The organism is Staphylococcus cohnii species complex 1663 (assembly GCF_041008415.1).
Classification (GTDB): domain Bacteria; phylum Bacillota; class Bacilli; order Staphylococcales; family Staphylococcaceae; genus Staphylococcus; species Staphylococcus ureilyticus.
In genome coordinates this window covers 33,510-51,914 of the sequence record NZ_JBFDVL010000005.1, presented here as the reverse complement: position 1 = coordinate 51,914, position 18,405 = coordinate 33,510, and the positions used below count along the sequence as shown (strand labels likewise).

The 18,405-nt window shown below is 33.4% G+C and carries 15 protein-coding genes; 14 read left to right on the top strand and 1 reads right to left on the bottom strand.

Annotated features, from left to right (window positions below; genetic code table 11):
- Positions 1–78: 78 nt before the first annotated feature.
- The 10 genes from mutS (at position 79) to hfq (ending at position 13,282) form a co-directional block, all read left to right on the top strand.
- A complete protein-coding gene (mutS, locus tag AB1J10_RS07350) occupies positions 79–2,721 on the top strand; it encodes a DNA mismatch repair protein MutS (RefSeq protein WP_070037820.1) in 2,643 nt (880 codons plus the stop codon).
- A gap of 15 nt (positions 2,722–2,736) precedes the next feature.
- On the top strand, positions 2,737–4,698 hold the full coding sequence (gene mutL / locus AB1J10_RS07345) for a DNA mismatch repair endonuclease MutL (RefSeq protein WP_070037817.1): 1,962 nt from the start codon (positions 2,737–2,739) through the stop codon (positions 4,696–4,698).
- Between the two features lie 13 nt (positions 4,699–4,711).
- The gene (locus AB1J10_RS07340; RefSeq protein ID WP_070038272.1) at positions 4,712–5,245 is read left to right on the top strand and encodes a glycerol-3-phosphate responsive antiterminator; all 534 of its coding nucleotides are present in this window, start codon (positions 4,712–4,714) and stop codon (positions 5,243–5,245) included.
- Between the two features lie 107 nt (positions 5,246–5,352).
- Positions 5,353–6,387, top strand: coding sequence for a S66 family peptidase (locus AB1J10_RS07335; protein WP_070037814.1), 1,035 nt, complete (start codon positions 5,353–5,355; stop codon positions 6,385–6,387).
- A gap of 171 nt (positions 6,388–6,558) precedes the next feature.
- On the top strand, positions 6,559–7,377 hold the full coding sequence (locus AB1J10_RS07330) for an MIP/aquaporin family protein (RefSeq protein WP_064209016.1): 819 nt from the start codon (positions 6,559–6,561) through the stop codon (positions 7,375–7,377).
- 175 nt (positions 7,378–7,552) lie between these two features.
- Positions 7,553–9,055, top strand: a complete 1,503-nt coding sequence (gene glpK / locus AB1J10_RS07325) for a glycerol kinase GlpK (RefSeq protein ID WP_046208594.1) — start codon at positions 7,553–7,555, stop codon at positions 9,053–9,055.
- 147 nt (positions 9,056–9,202) lie between these two features.
- Positions 9,203–10,876, top strand: a complete 1,674-nt coding sequence (locus tag AB1J10_RS07320) for a glycerol-3-phosphate dehydrogenase/oxidase (RefSeq protein ID WP_064209015.1) — start codon at positions 9,203–9,205, stop codon at positions 10,874–10,876.
- A 278-nt stretch (positions 10,877–11,154) separates the two neighbouring features.
- The gene (locus AB1J10_RS07315) at positions 11,155–12,096 is read left to right on the top strand and encodes an alpha/beta fold hydrolase (RefSeq protein WP_070037811.1); all 942 of its coding nucleotides are present in this window, start codon (positions 11,155–11,157) and stop codon (positions 12,094–12,096) included.
- Between the two features lie 15 nt (positions 12,097–12,111).
- Positions 12,112–13,059 carry a tRNA (adenosine(37)-N6)-dimethylallyltransferase MiaA gene (gene miaA, locus AB1J10_RS07310; protein WP_070037808.1) on the top strand — a complete coding sequence of 316 codons (948 nt, stop codon included), beginning with the start codon at positions 12,112–12,114 and terminating at the stop codon, positions 13,057–13,059.
- Between the two features lies 1 nt (position 13,060).
- Positions 13,061–13,282, top strand: coding sequence for an RNA chaperone Hfq (gene hfq / locus AB1J10_RS07305; RefSeq protein ID WP_070037804.1), 222 nt, complete (start codon positions 13,061–13,063; stop codon positions 13,280–13,282).
- Between the two features lie 100 nt (positions 13,283–13,382).
- Here the strand turns inward: hfq and AB1J10_RS07300 are convergent, their stop codons facing one another.
- Positions 13,383–13,856: a glutathione peroxidase gene (locus AB1J10_RS07300; RefSeq protein WP_070037801.1), complete on the bottom strand. Its 474-nt coding sequence runs from the start codon at positions 13,854–13,856 to the stop codon at positions 13,383–13,385.
- A gap of 103 nt (positions 13,857–13,959) precedes the next feature.
- Here AB1J10_RS07300 and hflX point away from each other — a divergent pair, with 103 nt between their 5' ends.
- The 4 genes from hflX to glnA all read left to right on the top strand — a co-directional run bounded on the left by hflX (position 13,960) and on the right by glnA (position 18,402).
- On the top strand, positions 13,960–15,192 hold the full coding sequence (gene hflX / locus AB1J10_RS07295) for a GTPase HflX (RefSeq protein ID WP_046208588.1): 1,233 nt from the start codon (positions 13,960–13,962) through the stop codon (positions 15,190–15,192).
- A 14-nt stretch (positions 15,193–15,206) separates the two neighbouring features.
- Positions 15,207–16,430, top strand: coding sequence for a methionine gamma-lyase family protein (locus AB1J10_RS07290; protein WP_070037799.1), 1,224 nt, complete (start codon positions 15,207–15,209; stop codon positions 16,428–16,430).
- A gap of 241 nt (positions 16,431–16,671) precedes the next feature.
- Positions 16,672–17,040: a MerR family transcriptional regulator gene (locus tag AB1J10_RS07285; RefSeq protein ID WP_073342234.1), complete on the top strand. Its 369-nt coding sequence runs from the start codon at positions 16,672–16,674 to the stop codon at positions 17,038–17,040.
- A gap of 21 nt (positions 17,041–17,061) precedes the next feature.
- Complete coding sequence (gene glnA / locus AB1J10_RS07280; RefSeq protein WP_046208586.1) at positions 17,062–18,402, top strand: type I glutamate--ammonia ligase; 1,341 nt, start codon at positions 17,062–17,064, stop codon at positions 18,400–18,402.
- Positions 18,403–18,405 lie beyond the last annotated feature (3 nt).

Sequence of the window (18,405 nt, the reverse complement as noted above, 5' to 3'; positions counted from 1 at the left end):
TAACATACATAAATAATAGTTTATTTAATGTATTGTAAATAACAGTAAGAAACTAATAGAAGGATTGTGAAAGATTAAATGACTAACCAAACGCCAATGATGCAACAGTATTTAAAAATAAAATCACAATATCAAGATTGTTTATTATTTTTTAGATTAGGCGACTTTTATGAAATGTTTTTTGAAGATGCGAAAGAAGCTTCTAGAGTTCTAGAGATTACATTAACAAAGCGTGATGCTAAAAAAGAAAATCCTATTCCTATGTGTGGGGTACCTTACCACTCAGCAGATGGCTATATTGAAACATTAATTAATAATGGATATAAAGTAGCTATTTGTGAGCAAATGGAAGATCCTAGACACACAAAAGGAATGGTGAAACGTGAAGTTGTTAGAATCGTTACGCCAGGTACGGTTATGGATCAAGGTGGCGTAGATGAAAAACAAAATAATTATATTTTGAGCTTTGTACAAATAAATGACTGTTATGCATTAAGTTATTGTGATGTGTCTACGGGAGAACTAAAAGTAACTTCCTTTAACGATCAAGCTACATTAATAAATGAAATAACAACCATTAATCCAAATGAAATCGTGGTAAATGAGCATATTGATGAAGAACTAAAACGTCAAATAAGTTTAACAACTGAAACGATTACAGTATTGAATGAAATATCAGATGCACATTATGCAGTAAATACTAGTAATGAACAATCTTTATACAATGCGACTCAGTTATTACTTGATTATATTTTTCATACGCAAAAACGAGATCTATCTCATATAGAAACTGTTGTTAAATATGAAGCAGTAGATTTTATGAAAATGGACTTTTATGCAAAAAGAAATTTAGAATTGACAGAAAGTATTCGTCTGAAAAGTAAAAAAGGGACATTGCTATGGTTGATGGATGAAACTAAGACCCCTATGGGTGCAAGAAGATTAAAACAATGGATTGATAGACCGTTAATCCACAAAAATCAAATTGAATCACGTCTAGATACAGTTGAGCAATTTATAGACTTTTTTATAGAGAGAGATACATTGAGAGAACATCTTAATCAAGTATATGATATCGAGCGCTTAGTTGGTCGAGTGAGTTATGGTAATGTAAATGCTAGAGATCTAATTCAACTCAAACATTCAATTTCTGAAATACCCAATATTAAGCAATTATTAGATCGTTTAGATACAGAAACTACTGAGCAATTTAAAGCTCTTGAACCTTTAGATGAACTGTTAGCATTATTAGAAAATAGTTTGAAAGAAGAACCGCCAATATCTGTTAAAGAAGGTGGATTATTCAAAAAAGGGTTTAATCAGGAGCTAGATGAATATTTAGAAGCATCGAAGAATGGTAAATCTTGGTTGGCTGAACTTCAGACTAAGGAGCGTCAACGCACTGGTATTAAATCACTGAAGATTAGCTTTAACAAAGTGTTTGGATACTTTATTGAAATTACAAGAGCCAACTTGCAAGGTTTTGACCCTTCTGCATATGGTTATCATCGTAAACAAACCTTATCAAATGCAGAACGGTTTATTACGGATGAATTAAAAGAAAAAGAAGACATTATATTAGGCGCTGAAGATAAAGCGATTGAATTAGAATATCAATTATTCGTTGAATTACGTGAACAAATAAAGACATATACAGAACGCTTACAAAAACAAGCAAAAGTTATTTCTGAATTAGATTGTTTGCAAAGTTTTGCCGAGATAGCACAAAAATATAATTATGCAAGACCTGCATTTAGCGAAGACAAAACACTTAAATTAACAAATTCGAGACATCCTGTTGTAGAACGCGTTATGGATCACAACGACTATGTGCCAAATGATTGTAATTTAGATCAAGATACGTTTATCTATTTAATCACTGGACCTAATATGTCTGGGAAATCTACTTATATGAGACAAGTTGCAATCATAAGCATTATGGCACAAATGGGTGCTTATGTGCCGTGTGAAACAGCTGTATTACCAGTTTTTGATCAAATATTTACAAGAATTGGAGCTGCAGATGATTTAGTTTCTGGTAAAAGTACATTTATGGTTGAGATGTTGGAAGCACAAAAAGCACTCGCTAACGCTACAGAAAATAGTTTAATTATTTTTGATGAAATAGGTAGGGGAACCTCTACTTATGATGGATTAGCATTGGCACAAGCAATGATTGAATTCGTGGCACATACTTCTCATGCTAAGACATTATTCTCTACACATTATCACGAGTTAACAACATTAGATCAGTCGTTGCCTTCGTTGAAAAATGTTCATGTTGCAGCAAATGAATACAAAGGTGAGCTTATCTTCTTACACAAAGTTAAAGACGGGGCTGTCGATGATAGTTATGGTATCCAAGTTGCGAAGTTAGCACATTTACCAGAAGCAGTTATATCACGTGCACAAGTGATTCTAGATGCATTTGAACAAAATAATAATCATGGACAAGCGACAAATGAACAAATGAACGTTATTAAATCGGGCGTGGAAGCACCGCCGATAGAAAAATCATTTGTATCTGAAAACGAGCACAGCTATAACGATGACACGCAAGCACAAAGTAGCCACCAATTTGAACAAGCAGCTTTTGATTTGTTTGATTATCCTGCGGAACAAAGTGAAGTAGAGACTGAAATTAAGCAATTAAATTTATCGAATATGACACCGATAGAAGCTCTAGTAAAACTTAGTGAATTACAAAAACAGTTAAAATAGAGGTGAGGTCATTCAATGGGTAAAATAAAAGAATTACAGACATCTTTAGCAAATAAAATAGCAGCCGGTGAAGTAGTAGAAAGACCTGGATCGGTTGTGAAAGAATTATTGGAAAATGCAATTGATGCTCAAGCGACAGAAATAAACATAGAGGTTGAACAATCAGGAGTCGCTTCTATACGTGTGGTTGACAATGGTACTGGTATAGAAATCGATGATTTAGACTTAGTATTCCATCGCCATGCAACAAGTAAATTAGATGCAGATGATGATTTGTTCCATATTCGCACATTAGGATTTCGCGGTGAGGCTTTAGCTAGTATTTCTTCAGTTTCTAAGGTGACATTGAAAACATGTACAGATAATCAAGAAGGCCAAGAAATTTATGTGGAAAATGGGGAAGTTTTAAATCGAAAACCAGCTAAAGCAAAAAGAGGCACAGATATTTTGGTAGAGTCATTGTTTTATAATACGCCAGCACGTTTAAAATATATTAAAAGTCTCTATACAGAACTTGGAAAGATTACAGATATCGTGAACCGTATGGCTATGAGTCATCCTGATATTCGTATTTCACTAGTTTCTGATGGTAAAACAATATTAAAAACAAATGGATCAGGTAGAACAAATGAAGTCATGGCAGAAATTTATGGTATGAAAATTGCAAAAGATCTAGTTTATGTAACGGGTGATACAAGTGATTATCATTTAGATGCTTATTTTGCAAAGCCAGAACATTCTAGAAGTAATAAGCATTATATTTCTATCTTTATTAATGGCAGATATATTAAAAACTTCTTATTAAATAAAGCAATTTTAGAGGGCTATCATACTTTATTAATGGTCGGTCGTTATCCAATATGCTATATCAACATTGAAATGGATCCGATATTGGTAGATGTTAATGTGCACCCAACTAAACTAGAGGTAAGGTTATCAAAAGAAGACCAGCTTTTTGAATTAATTGTGACAAAAATTCGTGAAGCATTTAAAGATCGTATTTTAATTCCTCAAAATGATATGGATAAAATGACGAAGAAAAACAAGGTATTAGACCAATTTGAGCAACAGAAAATGGACTTCGAAAAACGGCAACAACAAAATAACCTTGAGCAAAATGTTGAGCAATCAAGTGAACCAAACGTGAATAATGCAAATAACGCAAGTGCAGACAATTCAACATCCTATATAAATCAACCGGATAATGAACGAAGCGGCATTCAAGAGTCACAAAATGATTATGATGATTATAAGAAAATACAAAATGATTTGCTTTATGATTTAGAAACGACAAGTAGTGATTCTACTGATAACGAAGTATCAACCGCGGATAACATTTTAAAAGACAATGGTGAAGAAGATATTAAAGGGCGCGTGAGTGCTTCGCCAACACGTAGAATACCTTATATGGAAATTGTTGGACAAGTGCATGGCACTTACATCATCGCTCAAAATGAAAATGGTATGTTTATGATTGATCAACACGCAGCTCAAGAAAGAATAAAGTATGAATATTTCAGAGAAAAAATTGGTGATGTTGTAAATGAAAGTCAAAATTTATTGATTCCATTAACTTTCCATTTTTCAAAAGATGAATTAATGATAATTAATCAATATAAAGATGAATTAGATAAAGTAGGCGTGCATTTAGAACCATTTGGTGGACATGATTACATTGTAGATAGCTATCCAGTATGGTTTCCTAAAGAAGAAGCTGAAGAAATCATCAAGGATATGATCGAATATGTATTAGAACATAAAAAAGTTGACGTGAGAAAAATTCGTGAAGAAGCTGCGATTATGATGAGCTGTAAAAAATCAATCAAGGCTAACCACTATCTAAAAAATAACGAGATGGCAGATTTAGTTAATCAATTGAGAGACACTGAAGACCCATTTACCTGTCCACACGGTAGACCCATTATTATTAATTTCTCAAATTATGAATTAGAACGCCTATTTAAACGTATTGTCTAAGGAGGAATTCATGTTGAAACCGCATATTTTGCCTGCAGTTCGCTCAATGAAAGATTTAGAAAAATTAACGATGACCGATTACAAGGCATGTGTCATGTTAGATGCGCATATCGGACATGTTAAAAGTATTATGGGTCTATTAAACAAGAATAAGATTGAAACATACATGCATATCGATTTAATCAAAGGTATGAGCCATGATGAATTTGCTTGTGAATATATCATTCAAAATTATCATCCTAAAGGCATCGTTTCAACTAAGACAAAAGTAATTAATAAAGCAAAATCATTAAATACTACAACCGTGTTCAGAGTGTTTGTATTAGATAGTCATGCACTATCTAGAAGTATCGAATTGATTAAGCGTGTAGAACCAGATTTTGTGGAAGTTTTACCTGGTATTGCTACTAAAGCAATACGTATCATTAACGAAGAAACAAATACTGCAGTAATTGCAGGTGGGCTCATAAATAGCAATGAAGAAGTAGATATTGCAGTTTCAAATGGCGCAAAATATATTACAACAAGTGACCGATCACTATGGTAATCGAATCATGTGGTGTCACTAAAATGATAAAAATTTAACTATTTCCATATTATTGATTCATTTATTTGTAATCAATCATTGTGAACGAGTATAAGGGGATGACGACAATGATAAAACCAAAGCAATTGAAAGTAGGAGACACAGTAGCAATTGTGTCTCTTTCTTCTGGTTTAGCAGGTGAAAGTAATATGTTATGGCGAACTCGACAAGGCATTCAACGTTTGGAAAATGAGTTTGGCTTAAAAGTCAAGGTAATGCCACATGCCTTAAAAGGTGTAGCGTTTATTCACAATCATCCAGAATGTAGAGCTAAAGATTTAAATGAAGCAGTAAAAGATCAAGAAGTTAAAGCTATTATTAGTTGTATTGGCGGAGAAGATGCTATACGTATTTTACCTTATGTAGATTTCCAAGCAATTGCAAACAACCCTAAAATATTCAGTGGTTATTCAGATACAACAACAGTACATTTGATGTTTTATAAAATGGGAATAGTTAGTTTTTATGGTCAGGCATTACTTACTGACTTTGCAGAAAATATAGCAATGGATACATATACAGTAGAGAATATTAACAAGTGTTGGTTTAATACAAATAAAATAGGAAAAATAGAACCAGCATTTTATATGAGACCATATGGATTAAAATGGAATAAACAAAACAAATATACATGTAGAGCTAAAATAGAACAAAAAGGATACGAAATATTAAATGGAAATAAAAAAGTGAGCGGACACCTTTTAGGTGGAAATCTAGAAACTTTTGTTGATTTAATGCATACATCAATATTTCCTGAAATTGAAGCATTTAATGGTGCAATATTATTTTTAGAAACCTCAGAAGACACACCTACACCTGATATGTTTGCTAAATATTTAGAGGAATTGCTGAAGCAAGGGATTTTAAATCACCTGAATGGTATGATTTTTGGTAAGCCATTTAATAATGTATATTATGAAAATTATAAAAAAGAGATATTAAAAATAATTAAAAAAAGCAATAATCCTAAAATGGTAGTTTTTTATAATTTATCATTTGGTCATAATGAGCCCAAACATGCGATTCCTTATGGGTTAACGGCACAAATTGACCCATTGACTAGTCAATTTAGTATTGATGAAAATAGTGTGATATCAACTTGAGTTGTGACAACTTTTTTACAAAGTATTTGACAACGCTTACAACAACGGTGTAAGATGTACACAAGTTAATATTTAGAACAGAGATGGGAGATTTCTACAGTAATTAAACCGGTGGTTCACAACTGGATATAATTGTAGGGGTCTCCCTGTCTTATTTTAGGAGGAGTCTTTATGAGTGAATATTTTGCTGAATTTTTGGGAACAGCAATACTTATACTATTTGGGGGAGGCGTTGTTGCAAACGTCAACTTAAAAAGAAGTAATGGGAATGGCGCAGATTGGATTGTTATTGCTACAGGTTGGGGATTAGCAGTTACTATGGGAGTGTACGCGGTAGGTAATATTTCAGGTGCACATTTAAATCCTGCAGTTACTTTAGCATTTGCCATGGATGGTGCCATTAGTTGGGCTATGGTGCCAGGCTATATTATCTGTCAAATTCTAGGTGGTATCGTTGGTGGTGCATTAGTTTGGTTAATGTATTTAGCACAATGGAAAGCCACAGAAGACCAAGGCACAAAATTAGCTGTATTTTCTACAGCACCTGCCATTAAAAACTATTTTGCAAACTTCATGAGTGAAATTATTGGTACAGGTATTTTAACAATGGGGCTTTTATTCATTGGTATGAACAAAATTGCTGATGGTTTAAATCCATTAATTGTCGGTAGTTTAATCGTTGCAATTGGATTAAGTCTAGGTGGGCCAACAGGTTATGCAATTAACCCAGCTCGTGATTTAGGTCCACGTATTGCACATGCGATTTTACCAATCGCAGGTAAAGGTGATTCTAATTGGTCATATGCGATTGTACCTGTGTTAGGGCCTGTAACTGGTGGTATGATTGGTGCAGTGATTTACAGATTATTTTACAAAGGTGCATTTGATACAATGTCGGTAGTTGCTATTGTATTATTAATTATCACACTTATTTTAGGCGTAACGTTAAATAAAGCGAAAAATGCTAAAGGTATAGAAACTATATATTAATTACGTTTAATTTAAGTATATTTACGTTAAAATATAACTAGATATTATTGTCATTGAATTAATATAAAAATATTAGTTGAGTGAACTAATAAAAATTGGGTACAGAGAAGTATATATCAATGTGAATTACATATGTAATTCGTATTACGAACATTTGAAGAGGGAGCTAATCATTATGGAAAAATATATTTTGTCAATCGACCAAGGCACTACGAGTTCGAGAGCAATTCTATTTGATCAAGATGGAAAAATTAAAGGAGTTGCACAGCGTGAATTCAAACAATATTTTCCAAAATCAGGCTGGGTAGAACATGATGCCAATGAAATTTGGACGTCCGTTTTAGCTGTTATGGCGGAAGTTTTAAATGAAGAAAACATCGGTGCAGATCAAATAGCTGGTATTGGTATTACAAACCAACGTGAAACTACGGTAGTATGGGATAAGAAAACATCAAGACCAGTGTATCATGCGATTGTTTGGCAATCTCGTCAAACTCAAGGCATCTGTCAAGAATTAAAGGAACAAGGTTTAGAAGATAAATTTAGAGAAAAAACAGGTCTTTTACTAGATCCATATTTTGCTGGAACAAAAGTTAAATGGATTCTAGATAATGTGGAAGGTGCTAGAGAGAAAGCTGATAATGGAGATTTATTATTCGGTACTATTGATTCTTGGCTAGTGTGGAAATTATCTGGTGGTAAAGCTCATATTACAGATTATACGAATGCAAGCCGTACGTTGATTTATAATATCCATGATTTAGAATGGGACCAAGAATTATTGGATATATTAGAAATTCCAAATACTATGTTACCTGAGGTTAAAGAATCTAGTGAAGTTTATGCAAATACCATTGATTATCATTTCTTCGGACAAGAAATTCCAATTGCTGGTATTGCAGGTGACCAACAGGCAGCATTATTTGGTCAAGCATGCTTTGAACGTGGAGATGTAAAAAACACTTACGGTACTGGTGGCTTTATGCTGATGAACACAGGTGAAGAAGCTGTAGCATCTGAAAGTGGATTATTAACAACAATTGCCTATGGACTAGACGGAAAAGTTAATTATGCACTTGAAGGTTCTATCTTTGTTTCAGGATCAGCTATTCAATGGTTGAGAGATGGATTGAGAATGATTAATTCTGCACCACAATCAGAAAATTACGCGGAACGTGTAGAATCTACGGAAGGTGTTTATGTTGTGCCAGCATTCGTAGGTTTAGGAACACCATATTGGGATGCTGATGCACGTGGAGCAATCTTTGGTTTAACGCGTGGTACTGAAAAAGAACACTTTATTCGTGCTACATTAGAATCATTGTGTTATCAAACACGTGATGTGCTTGAAGCAATGGAAAAAGATTCTGATATTACAGTAAATAACCTACGTGTCGATGGTGGTGCTGTTAAAAATAACTTTATTATGCAATTCCAATCAGACTTATTAAACGTGAGTGTGGAACGTCCAGAAATTAACGAAACAACAGCTTTAGGTGCAGCTTATTTAGCTGGTTTAGCTGTAGGTTTCTGGGATAGTAAAGATGAAATTGCTAACCGTTGGAAACTTGAAAAAGAATTTAATCCAGATATGGAAGAAAAAGAAAGAAATAAATTATACAAAGGCTGGAAAAAAGCTGTAGAGGCCACTCAAGTCTTTAAGCTAGACGAAGAATAAAAGAATTAGACTTATCTAAGTTTCTTATGCTATAATAAGGGTAAGTTAATATTATCGAGATGAGAATTGAGAGACACTGTTCGTACAATTATATATGTATGGGATAGGTCTCTCTTTTTTTATTACTACTAGGAGGCGCTAGATTTTATGAGTTTATCAACTTTGAAAAGAGAACAGATTAAGCAAGATTTAAAAAATGATACTTTTGATGTTGTCATTATCGGTGGAGGTATTACTGGTGCAGGTATTGCATTAGATGCAACACAAAGAGGTATGAAAGTCGCGTTAGTAGAAATGCAAGACTTTGCACAAGGTACAAGTTCACGTTCAACAAAATTAGTGCATGGTGGTTTGCGTTACTTGAAACAATTGCAAGTTGGCGTTGTAGCAGAAACTGGACGTGAACGTGCAATTGTATATGAAAATGGGCCTCATGTAACGACACCTGAACGTATGCTATTGCCAATGCATAAAGGTGGCTCTATGGGTAAATTTACTACATCTATTGGCCTAGCAATGTATGATAGACTAGCAGGCGTTAAAAAATCAGAACGTAAAACAATGTTAAATGCTAAAGAAACGTTAGCGAAAGAGCCACTTGTTAAAAAATCAGGATTAAAAGGTGGCGGATCTTATGTTGAATATCGTACAGATGATGCGCGTTTAACAATTGAAGTCATGAAACGTGCAGCTGAAAAAGGTGCCACAGTAATCAATCATACGAAATCAGTACATTTCACATATGATTCAAATGAAAAGGTCAACGGTATCCATGCAGAAGACCAAATTTCTGGTGAGACTTATCCAATTAAGGCTAAAAAAGTAATCAATGCAAGTGGCCCATGGGTAGATGAAGTACGTAGTGGTGATTATGCACGTAATAACAAACAATTACGTTTAACAAAAGGTGTTCATATTGTTATTGATCAATCAAAATTCCCATTAGGACAAGCAGTATACTTTGATACTGAAAAAGATGGACGTATGATTTTTGCGATTCCTCGTGAAGGTAAAGCATACGTAGGTACAACAGATACATTTTACGATAACGATAAAACATCACCATTAGCTACACAAGAAGACAGAGATTACTTAATTGATGCGATCAACTATATGTTCCCAGATGTAAATGTAGCTGATGAAGATATTGAGTCATCATGGGCTGGCGTAAGACCATTAATTTTAGAAGAAGGTAAAGACCCATCAGAAATATCTCGTAAAGATGAAGTTTGGGAAGGTAAATCAGGCCTACTTACAATTGCTGGTGGTAAATTAACTGGTTATCGTCATATGGCATTAGAAATTGTAGACCTTTTATCTAAACGCTTAAAATCAGAATACGGTTTGAAATTTGATAAATGTGCTACAAAACACTTACCAATTTCTGGTGGAGATGTTGGTGGTAGTGCAAACTTTGATCAATTTATTGATAAAAAAGTTGAAGATGCTAAAGCTTATCAAATAGATGATGCGACAGCACGTCATTTTGCAACGAAATATGGTTCAAATGTAGAAGAATTATTCAAAATTGCTCAAACAGCACAATATCAAGAATCTGGTTTACCATTAGATATTTATACAGAATTGATTTATTCTATTCAAAACGAAATGGTTCATCGTCCAACAGATTTCTTTATTCGTCGTACTGGTAAACTTTATTTCAAAATAGATGACGTTCTCAATTATAAAGATCAAGTTATTGATGTAATGGCTGAATTACTAGGTTACACAGATATTCAAAAAGACTTGTTTACAAAAGAACTTCAAACTGCAATTGATGAAGCACAAACAGGTAATAATCAACCTGCAGTTAAAGAATAAATTAAATATTGTCCGAATCTAACATTTGATCTTTATCCAATAATGAGTTAGTAGATTTAAATTTTGAACAATAGTTCTTTCCCTTCAAAGTAGACATTAAAAAATGTAGACTTTGGAGGGGTTTTTATATTTTTAATGAGGTTTTGCATTTAATTTTATCAATAATAGCGCTGTAACAAGTGATAAGCCGAATAGCATTGTATTTGAAAACAGTGTATTTTGAAGGTATATTGTATAATGTATGATGAATGAAATGAAACGTGATTTGGGGGTAAAACATGAGTGGAAATGAGTTTAAAATCACTGTTGCAGATGGAACGACTTTAGAAGTGAAATTGAATAAGGCGAAAAAAGACACGATTGGTGTGATACACTTACTTCATGGCATGGCAGAACATATGGATCGATATGATGCACTTATTGATTCATTAAACCAACAAGGATATGATGTACTACGACACAACCATAGAGGGCATGGTAAAGATATAGCATCATATGAACGTGGTCACATTGATAGTATGGAGCAAGTGGCAGATGATACTTTTGAAATTGCACAGACGTTGTATTCAGATACTGTGCATACGCCATATATTATATTGGGGCATTCTATGGGTTCTATTATTGCTAGAATTTTCACACAAAAATATCCAGATGTCGCACAAGGCATGATTCTATCAGGAACAATGCAATACCCTAAGTATTTAGGGAAATGCGTACAAATAATTTTAAAGCTTATCACTTTAATAACTGGTAAAAGACGTCGTTTGAAATGGTTAAACCAAATAATGTATAAAACTTTCAATAAAAATATAAAAAACAACAAATCGAAAAATGATTGGTTATCCAGCGATGACCAAGAAGTTGAAAAATTTGAAAAAGACCCTTTTACTGGATTTTTAGTCTCAAATCAACTGATTTTTGAAACAGTAAAGTATATGTTACAGACAAGCAAATTAAAAAACATAAAAAAAATGAAGTCAGATCTTCCTATTTTACTAATTTCTGGAAAAGATGATGCGATAGGCAATTATGGAAAAGGGATTAGACATTTAGGAAAACTATATAAAAAGGGTAATATTCATCATATTACAGTACATTTATACAAAAATAAAAGACATGAAGTGTTATTTGAAAAAGATGCTACGACTACGTGGCAACATATGTATGATTGGATAGAAAGACAAATTTTAAAAAAATATAACAGAGTAGATAAAGCATAAAGAGAGTTGATATAAGTGCAGAGCGATAAACCTTTTATAATTGCATTAGTTGGTCCAACAGCTGTTGGTAAAACAGAATTAAGCATCGAATTGGCTAAAAGATTTAATGGTGAAATTATTAGCGGAGATTCTATGCAAGTCTATAAACATATGGATATTGGAACAGCAAAAATAAATAGAGAAGAGATGGCGGATATTCCACATCATATGATAGATATTCTTGAACCTGATGAAACATTTTCTGCGTATGATTTTAAAAATAGAGCGCAAAATTTAATAGATGAAATTACGGCTAGAGGTCATATGCCTATCATCGTAGGCGGTACAGGTTTGTATATCCAATCATTAATTTATAATTATGCTTTCGAAGATGAAACGATATCTGAAGCACAACAAATTAAAGTAGACTATACGCTAAATGAATTAGATTCATTATCAAATGAAGCATTGCATGATTATTTAGCTTCGATAGATAAAGATTCAGCTGATACTATTCACCCAAATAATCGTAAAAGGGTACGTAGAGCGATTGAATATTATTTAAAAACAAAAAAACTTTTAAGTTCACGCAAGAAAAATCAACAATATACAGAAAATTATGATACATTATTAATAGGGATAGAAATGTCACGCGAAACTTTATATCAAAGAATTAATAAACGTGTAGATATAATGTTGGAACGCGGATTACTAAATGAAGTGAAACAACTCGTTGAAGATGGTTTTGAAACTTGTCAAAGTATGCAAGCTATCGGATATAAAGAGATGTTACCTGTAATTAAAAATGAGGCTAGTCTAGCCGAAGCAACAAATAAATTGAAAAAGCATTCTAGAAATTATGCTAAAAGACAAATGACTTGGTTCAAAAACAAGCTCGACGTAGTATGGTTAGATAGAGAGATAATGTCACTTTCATTGATGTTAGATGAAGTTTCAGTCCAAATAAAGAAAAGGAGAACATAACATGAATACAACAGAAAACATCCAAGATAAATTCCTAGGACAATTTAAGGCTGATCAAACGAAAGTTATCGTATTTTTAGTGAATGGTTTTCAAATGAAAGGTATTATCGAAGATTATGATGACAATTTGGTTTGTTTATTAACACAAGGAAAGCAACATCTTATTTATAAACATGCTATCAGTACATTCACACTTGATGATGATGCAGTAGAAGAAGTATAACATTAAAAAAACAATTTATTTTTGCATACTTTAAAAGAAGAAAGCTACACTTTGATAGAAATTATCAAGTGTAGTTTTCTTCTTTAAATCAGTAATTTATTTATAATAACGCTTCAATATCAGCTTCAATTTGACTTGGTTTTTTCTGTGGCGCATATCGATTAGTTACATTACCTTCTCTATCGATTAAAAATTTGGTGAAGTTCCATTTGATTTTTTCATTGAAAAAGCCATTTTGTTGTTCAGTCAGAAATTGATATAAAGGGTGTTGATTTTCGCCTTTGACATCAATTTTTTCGTGCATTGGGAAAGAAACGCCATAGTTAATTTTACAGTTTTGAGTAGCTTCTTCACCCGTACCTGGTTCTTGACCTCCGAATTGGTTACATGGAAAACCTAGCACAACAAATCCTCGATCTTTATAGTTGTCATATAAGTGTTGTAGTCCTTCAAATTGTGGTGTGAAACCACACTCACTTGCAGTATTAACAATTAGCAATACTTTGTTTTTATATTCTTCTAACTTGTAAGTTTCGCTATTTGGTTTTTGAACTTCTATATCGTATATTGTCATATCGTGTCACCTCTTATTATTAATTTAACATAATTTGAGAAGATAGTCTTTATATAAACACTATGATAAAATAGCAAAGAAAACTTTGAAAGAGGTGCATGTTATGAGCCAACAAACACATACGACTAAAAAAGAATTAGAGACAGCGATTTTAGTTGGCGTACAAGCTCAAACCGATGAAGTGTTTGATTTTGAATCAACAATGGAAGAATTAGCTTCATTGTCTGAAACATGCCAATTAAATGTACAAGCTGAATTTACCCAGAACAGACAACATTTTGATAATAAATATTACGTTGGAAAAGGTAAATTAGAGGACATAAAAGCTTATATAGAAATGAATGATATAGATGTACTTGTTGCTAATGATGAATTGACTACAGCCCAGTCAAAAACATTAAATGGTAATCTGAACGTTAAAATTATCGACAGAACACAACTGATTTTAGAGATATTTGCACTTCGAGCAAGAAGTAAAGAAGGTAAGCTTCAGGTAGAATTAGCGCAATTAGATTATTTATTACCTAGACTTCAAGGTCATGGGCGCAGTTTATCAAGATTAGGTGGTGGCATCGGAACGAGAGGTCCAGGTGAAACTAAGTTAGAAATGGATCGTCGTCATATTAGAACACGTATGAATGAAATCAAACATCAATTAGAAACGGTGGTTGAACATCGAGAGCGATATCGCAACAAACGTGAACAAAATAATGTGTTTCAAGTAGCACTTATTGGATATACAAACGCTGGTAAATCATCTTGGTTTAATGCATTGGCGAATGAAGCTACTTATGAGAAAAACTTGCTTTTTGCTACGCTAGATCCTAAAACAAGACAAATTCAAATCAATGATGGATTTAACCTAATCATATCTGATACGGTTGGTTTTATTCAAAAACTACCAACTACACTCATTGCTGCGTTTAAATCCACTTTAGAAGAGGCGAAAGGCGCAGATTTGCTATTACATGTTGTGGATGCTAGTCATCCTGAATATCGAGTTCAGTATGATACAGTAAACCAAATCATAGGTGACTTAGATATGGGGCATATTCCACAAGCTATTATTTTTAATAAAAAAGATTTACACGAAGGAACTATGCCAACAACTCATTTACCATCAGTTTTTGTTTCGAGTAAAAATGAAGAAGATGAAGACAAAGTGAAACAATTACTTATAGAGCAAGTTAAATCAGCTTTAACTTTTTATGAAGAAAATGTCTCAAGTGCTGATGCGGATAGATTATATTTCTTGAAACAACATACACTCGTCACAGAAATCATATTTAATGAGAAAGATGCAACATATACTGTAAAAGGGTTTAAAAAAGAATAGGAAGAAGAATTACGATGAAAAATATGAAACAATTAATAGCAGATACAGAAGCAAAACTAGAACCTTATTTTAAAAATATAGAAGAGATTGCTTATATCAATCAAGAAAAAGTGTTGGACGCGTTCCACGCTGTTAAAGTATCCGAAAGTGACTTACTTGGCACAACGGGTTATGGATATGATGATATAGGTCGAGATCATCTAGAAGCTGTATATGCACATGCATTTAAGGCGGAAGACGCATTAGTGCGCCCTCAGATTATTTCTGGTACGCATGCGATTACAATTGCTTTACAAAGTACTTTGAAATATAGGGATGAATTAATGTATATTACAGGTGATCCATATGATACATTATTAGAAGTGATAGGTATTAATGGTAATGGTATAGAAAGTTTAAAAGAACACGGAGTAATATATAATAAAGTAGACTTAAAGCACGGTGAAATCGATATTGATAAGGTATTAACTAAAATATCACCACAAACTAAGGTCATCGCTATTCAGCGTTCGAAAGGTTATGATCAACGACCATCCATAGATTTAACAAAAATAGAAAGTGCAATTCAACAAATAAAAGCGCAATATCCTGAAATCATAATATTTGTAGATAATTGCTATGGTGAATTTGTAGAAGAACGAGAACCTATAGAGTGCGGCGCTGATTTAATGGCTGGTTCCTTAATTAAAAACCCTGGTGGAGGGCTAGCTAAAATCGGTGGTTATATCGTTGGAAATGAAACATTGGTGGAAAGATGTGGATACCGTTTAACTGCGCCAGGAATTGGTAAAGAAGCTGGTGCCTCACTATATTCGTTACAAGAAATGTATCAAGGATTTTTCTTAGCGCCTCATGTTGTGAGCCAAAGTTTGAAGGGTGCATTATTTACGAGTTTGTTACTAGAACAAATGAATATGCACACCTCACCAAGATTTGATGTGCCTAGAACGGATTTAATTCAAACGGTCACTTTTGATACGAAGGAACAGATGATTCAATTTTGCCAAAGTATTCAAGCAGCTTCACCGATTAACGCACATTTTAGTCCTGAACCATCTTATATGCCGGGTTATGAAGATGATGTCATTATGGCTGCGGGTACGTTTGTTCAAGGTTCTTCAATTGAATTATCAGCAGATGGTCCTATAAGACCACCGTATGAGGCTTATGTTCAAGGTGGCTTAACGTATGAACACGTTAAATTAGCTGTAACAAGAGCTGTTGAAAAAATATTTTAATAAATTTAAAGAGAGGCCACATTGTATTTATAGCTATGTCAAATAGCAAATTAAAATGCATATGTGGCTATTTCTAATTATAGAAAAATTTCGGAAAATTCTGCGATTAAATGTAGGAAGTGCATTATAAAGTTAATTAAATCAATGGTTTGAAGTATATGTTAGAAAACCTGACATATTTTTGAATTGCTTTAAGAATTATGCTAAATTAAATACAAGTTCAAAAATAGAGGTGATTGGATTGGAGTCAAAAGATACGATACGACGAAGCATGCCGGTCTTCTCTATGAGTGTTGTTACGAAATTAAGTGAACTAACTGCTAGACAAGTTCGCTATTATGAGACACATGAACTGATTAAACCACATAGGTCAGAAGGAAATAAACGACTTTTTTCGTTAAACGATTTGGAACGCCTTTTAGAGATAAAAAGATTGATAGAAAAAGGCTTTAATTTAAAAGGTATTAAACAGATTTTAAATGACGAACAAGATCACCTTTCTGATGATGAACAAGAAACGAGAAAACAAATGATTGTTGATGCTACACAGAAACCACAACGAGAAGCGATTCCGATAAATCGTGGTGACTTATCTCGATTTATCAAATAAAATTAATGGGGGACATTTATAATGGCAAAACGTACATTTACCAAGGAAGACATACACAAGTTCGCTAAGGAAGAAAATGTCAGATACCTACGTTTGCAATTCACTGATATTTTAGGTGTTATTAAAAACGTGGAAGTACCAGTAAGCCAATTAGAAAAAGTTTTAGACAATGAAATGATGTTTGATGGATCTTCAATCGAAGGCTTCGTCCGTATTGAAGAATCAGATATGTATTTATGTCCAGATTTAGATACATGGGTTATTTTCCCATGGACAGCAGGTCAAGGCAAAGTGGCTCGTCTTATCTGCGATGTTTATAAAACAGACGGCACACCGTTTGAAGGTGACCCACGTGCAAACTTGAAACGTGTATTAAAAAACATGCAAGATTTAGGGTTTAGTGAACTTAATTTAGGACCAGAACCTGAATTCTTCTTGTTTAAATTAGATGAAAAAGGTGAACCAACATTAGAATTAAATGATAATGGTGGTTACTTCGACCTTGCGCCTACAGATTTAGGTGAAAATTGTCGTCGTGATATTGTTTTAGAATTAGAGGACATGGGCTTTGATATTGAAGCAAGTCACCATGAAGTGGCACCAGGACAACATGAAATTGATTTTAAATATGCAGATGCTATCACTGCGTGTGATAATATCCAAACATTTAAATTAGTTGTTAAAACAATTGCACGTCAACACAATCTTCATGCAACATTTATGCCTAAACCATTATTTGGTGTGAACGGAAGCGGCATGCACTTCAATATGTCACTCTTCAAGGGTAAAGAAAATGCCTTTTACGATCCTGAAGGCGATATGGAAATGACTAAAGATGCATATCATTTTATCGCAGGTATTCTAAAAAATGCACGAGGTTTAACTGGTGTATGTAATCCATTGGTTAATTCTTATAAACGTTTAGTTCCAGGTTATGAAGCACCATGCTATATTGCTTGGAGTGGTAAAAACCGTTCGCCATTAATTCGTGTACCAACTTCACGTGGTTTATCAACACGTGTAGAAGTTCGTTCAGTAGATCCAGCAGCCAATCCTTACTTAGCATTAGCGGCTATTTTACAAGCGGGCTTAGATGGTATTGAAAATAAATTAGAAGTACCTGAGCCAGTAAATCAAAATATATATGAAATGAATCGTGAAGAACGTGAAGCCGTTGGTATTCAAGATTTACCATCAACATTATATACTGCTATTAAAGCAATGAAAGATAATGATTCTATTAAAGAGGCTTTGGGTAATCACATTTATAATCAATTTATAAATTCAAAATCTATTGAATGGGATTATTATAGAACTCAAGTTTCTGAATGGGAAAGAGAGCAATATTTAAAACAATACTAGGTG

Excerpts from the sequence above, each read along its gene's own strand:
- mutS (WP_070037820.1), top strand. The coding sequence starts at position 79 with ATGACTAACCAAACGCCAATGATGCAACAGTATTTAAAAATAAAATCA.
- mutL (WP_070037817.1), top strand. The coding sequence starts at position 2,737 with ATGGGTAAAATAAAAGAATTACAGACATCTTTAGCAAATAAAATAGCA.
- AB1J10_RS07335 (WP_070037814.1), top strand. The coding sequence starts at position 5,353 with ATGATAAAACCAAAGCAATTGAAAGTAGGAGACACAGTAGCAATTGTG.
- AB1J10_RS07330 (WP_064209016.1), top strand. The coding sequence starts at position 6,559 with ATGAGTGAATATTTTGCTGAATTTTTGGGAACAGCAATACTTATACTA.
- glpK (WP_046208594.1), top strand. The coding sequence starts at position 7,553 with ATGGAAAAATATATTTTGTCAATCGACCAAGGCACTACGAGTTCGAGA.
- AB1J10_RS07320 (WP_064209015.1), top strand. The coding sequence starts at position 9,203 with ATGAGTTTATCAACTTTGAAAAGAGAACAGATTAAGCAAGATTTAAAA.
- AB1J10_RS07315 (WP_070037811.1), top strand. The coding sequence starts at position 11,155 with ATGAGTGGAAATGAGTTTAAAATCACTGTTGCAGATGGAACGACTTTA.
- hfq (WP_070037804.1), top strand. The coding sequence starts at position 13,061 with ATGAATACAACAGAAAACATCCAAGATAAATTCCTAGGACAATTTAAG.
- AB1J10_RS07300 (WP_070037801.1), bottom strand. The coding sequence starts at position 13,856 with ATGACAATATACGATATAGAAGTTCAAAAACCAAATAGCGAAACTTAC.
- hflX (WP_046208588.1), top strand. The coding sequence starts at position 13,960 with ATGAGCCAACAAACACATACGACTAAAAAAGAATTAGAGACAGCGATT.
- AB1J10_RS07290 (WP_070037799.1), top strand. The coding sequence starts at position 15,207 with ATGAAAAATATGAAACAATTAATAGCAGATACAGAAGCAAAACTAGAA.
- glnA (WP_046208586.1), top strand. The coding sequence starts at position 17,062 with ATGGCAAAACGTACATTTACCAAGGAAGACATACACAAGTTCGCTAAG.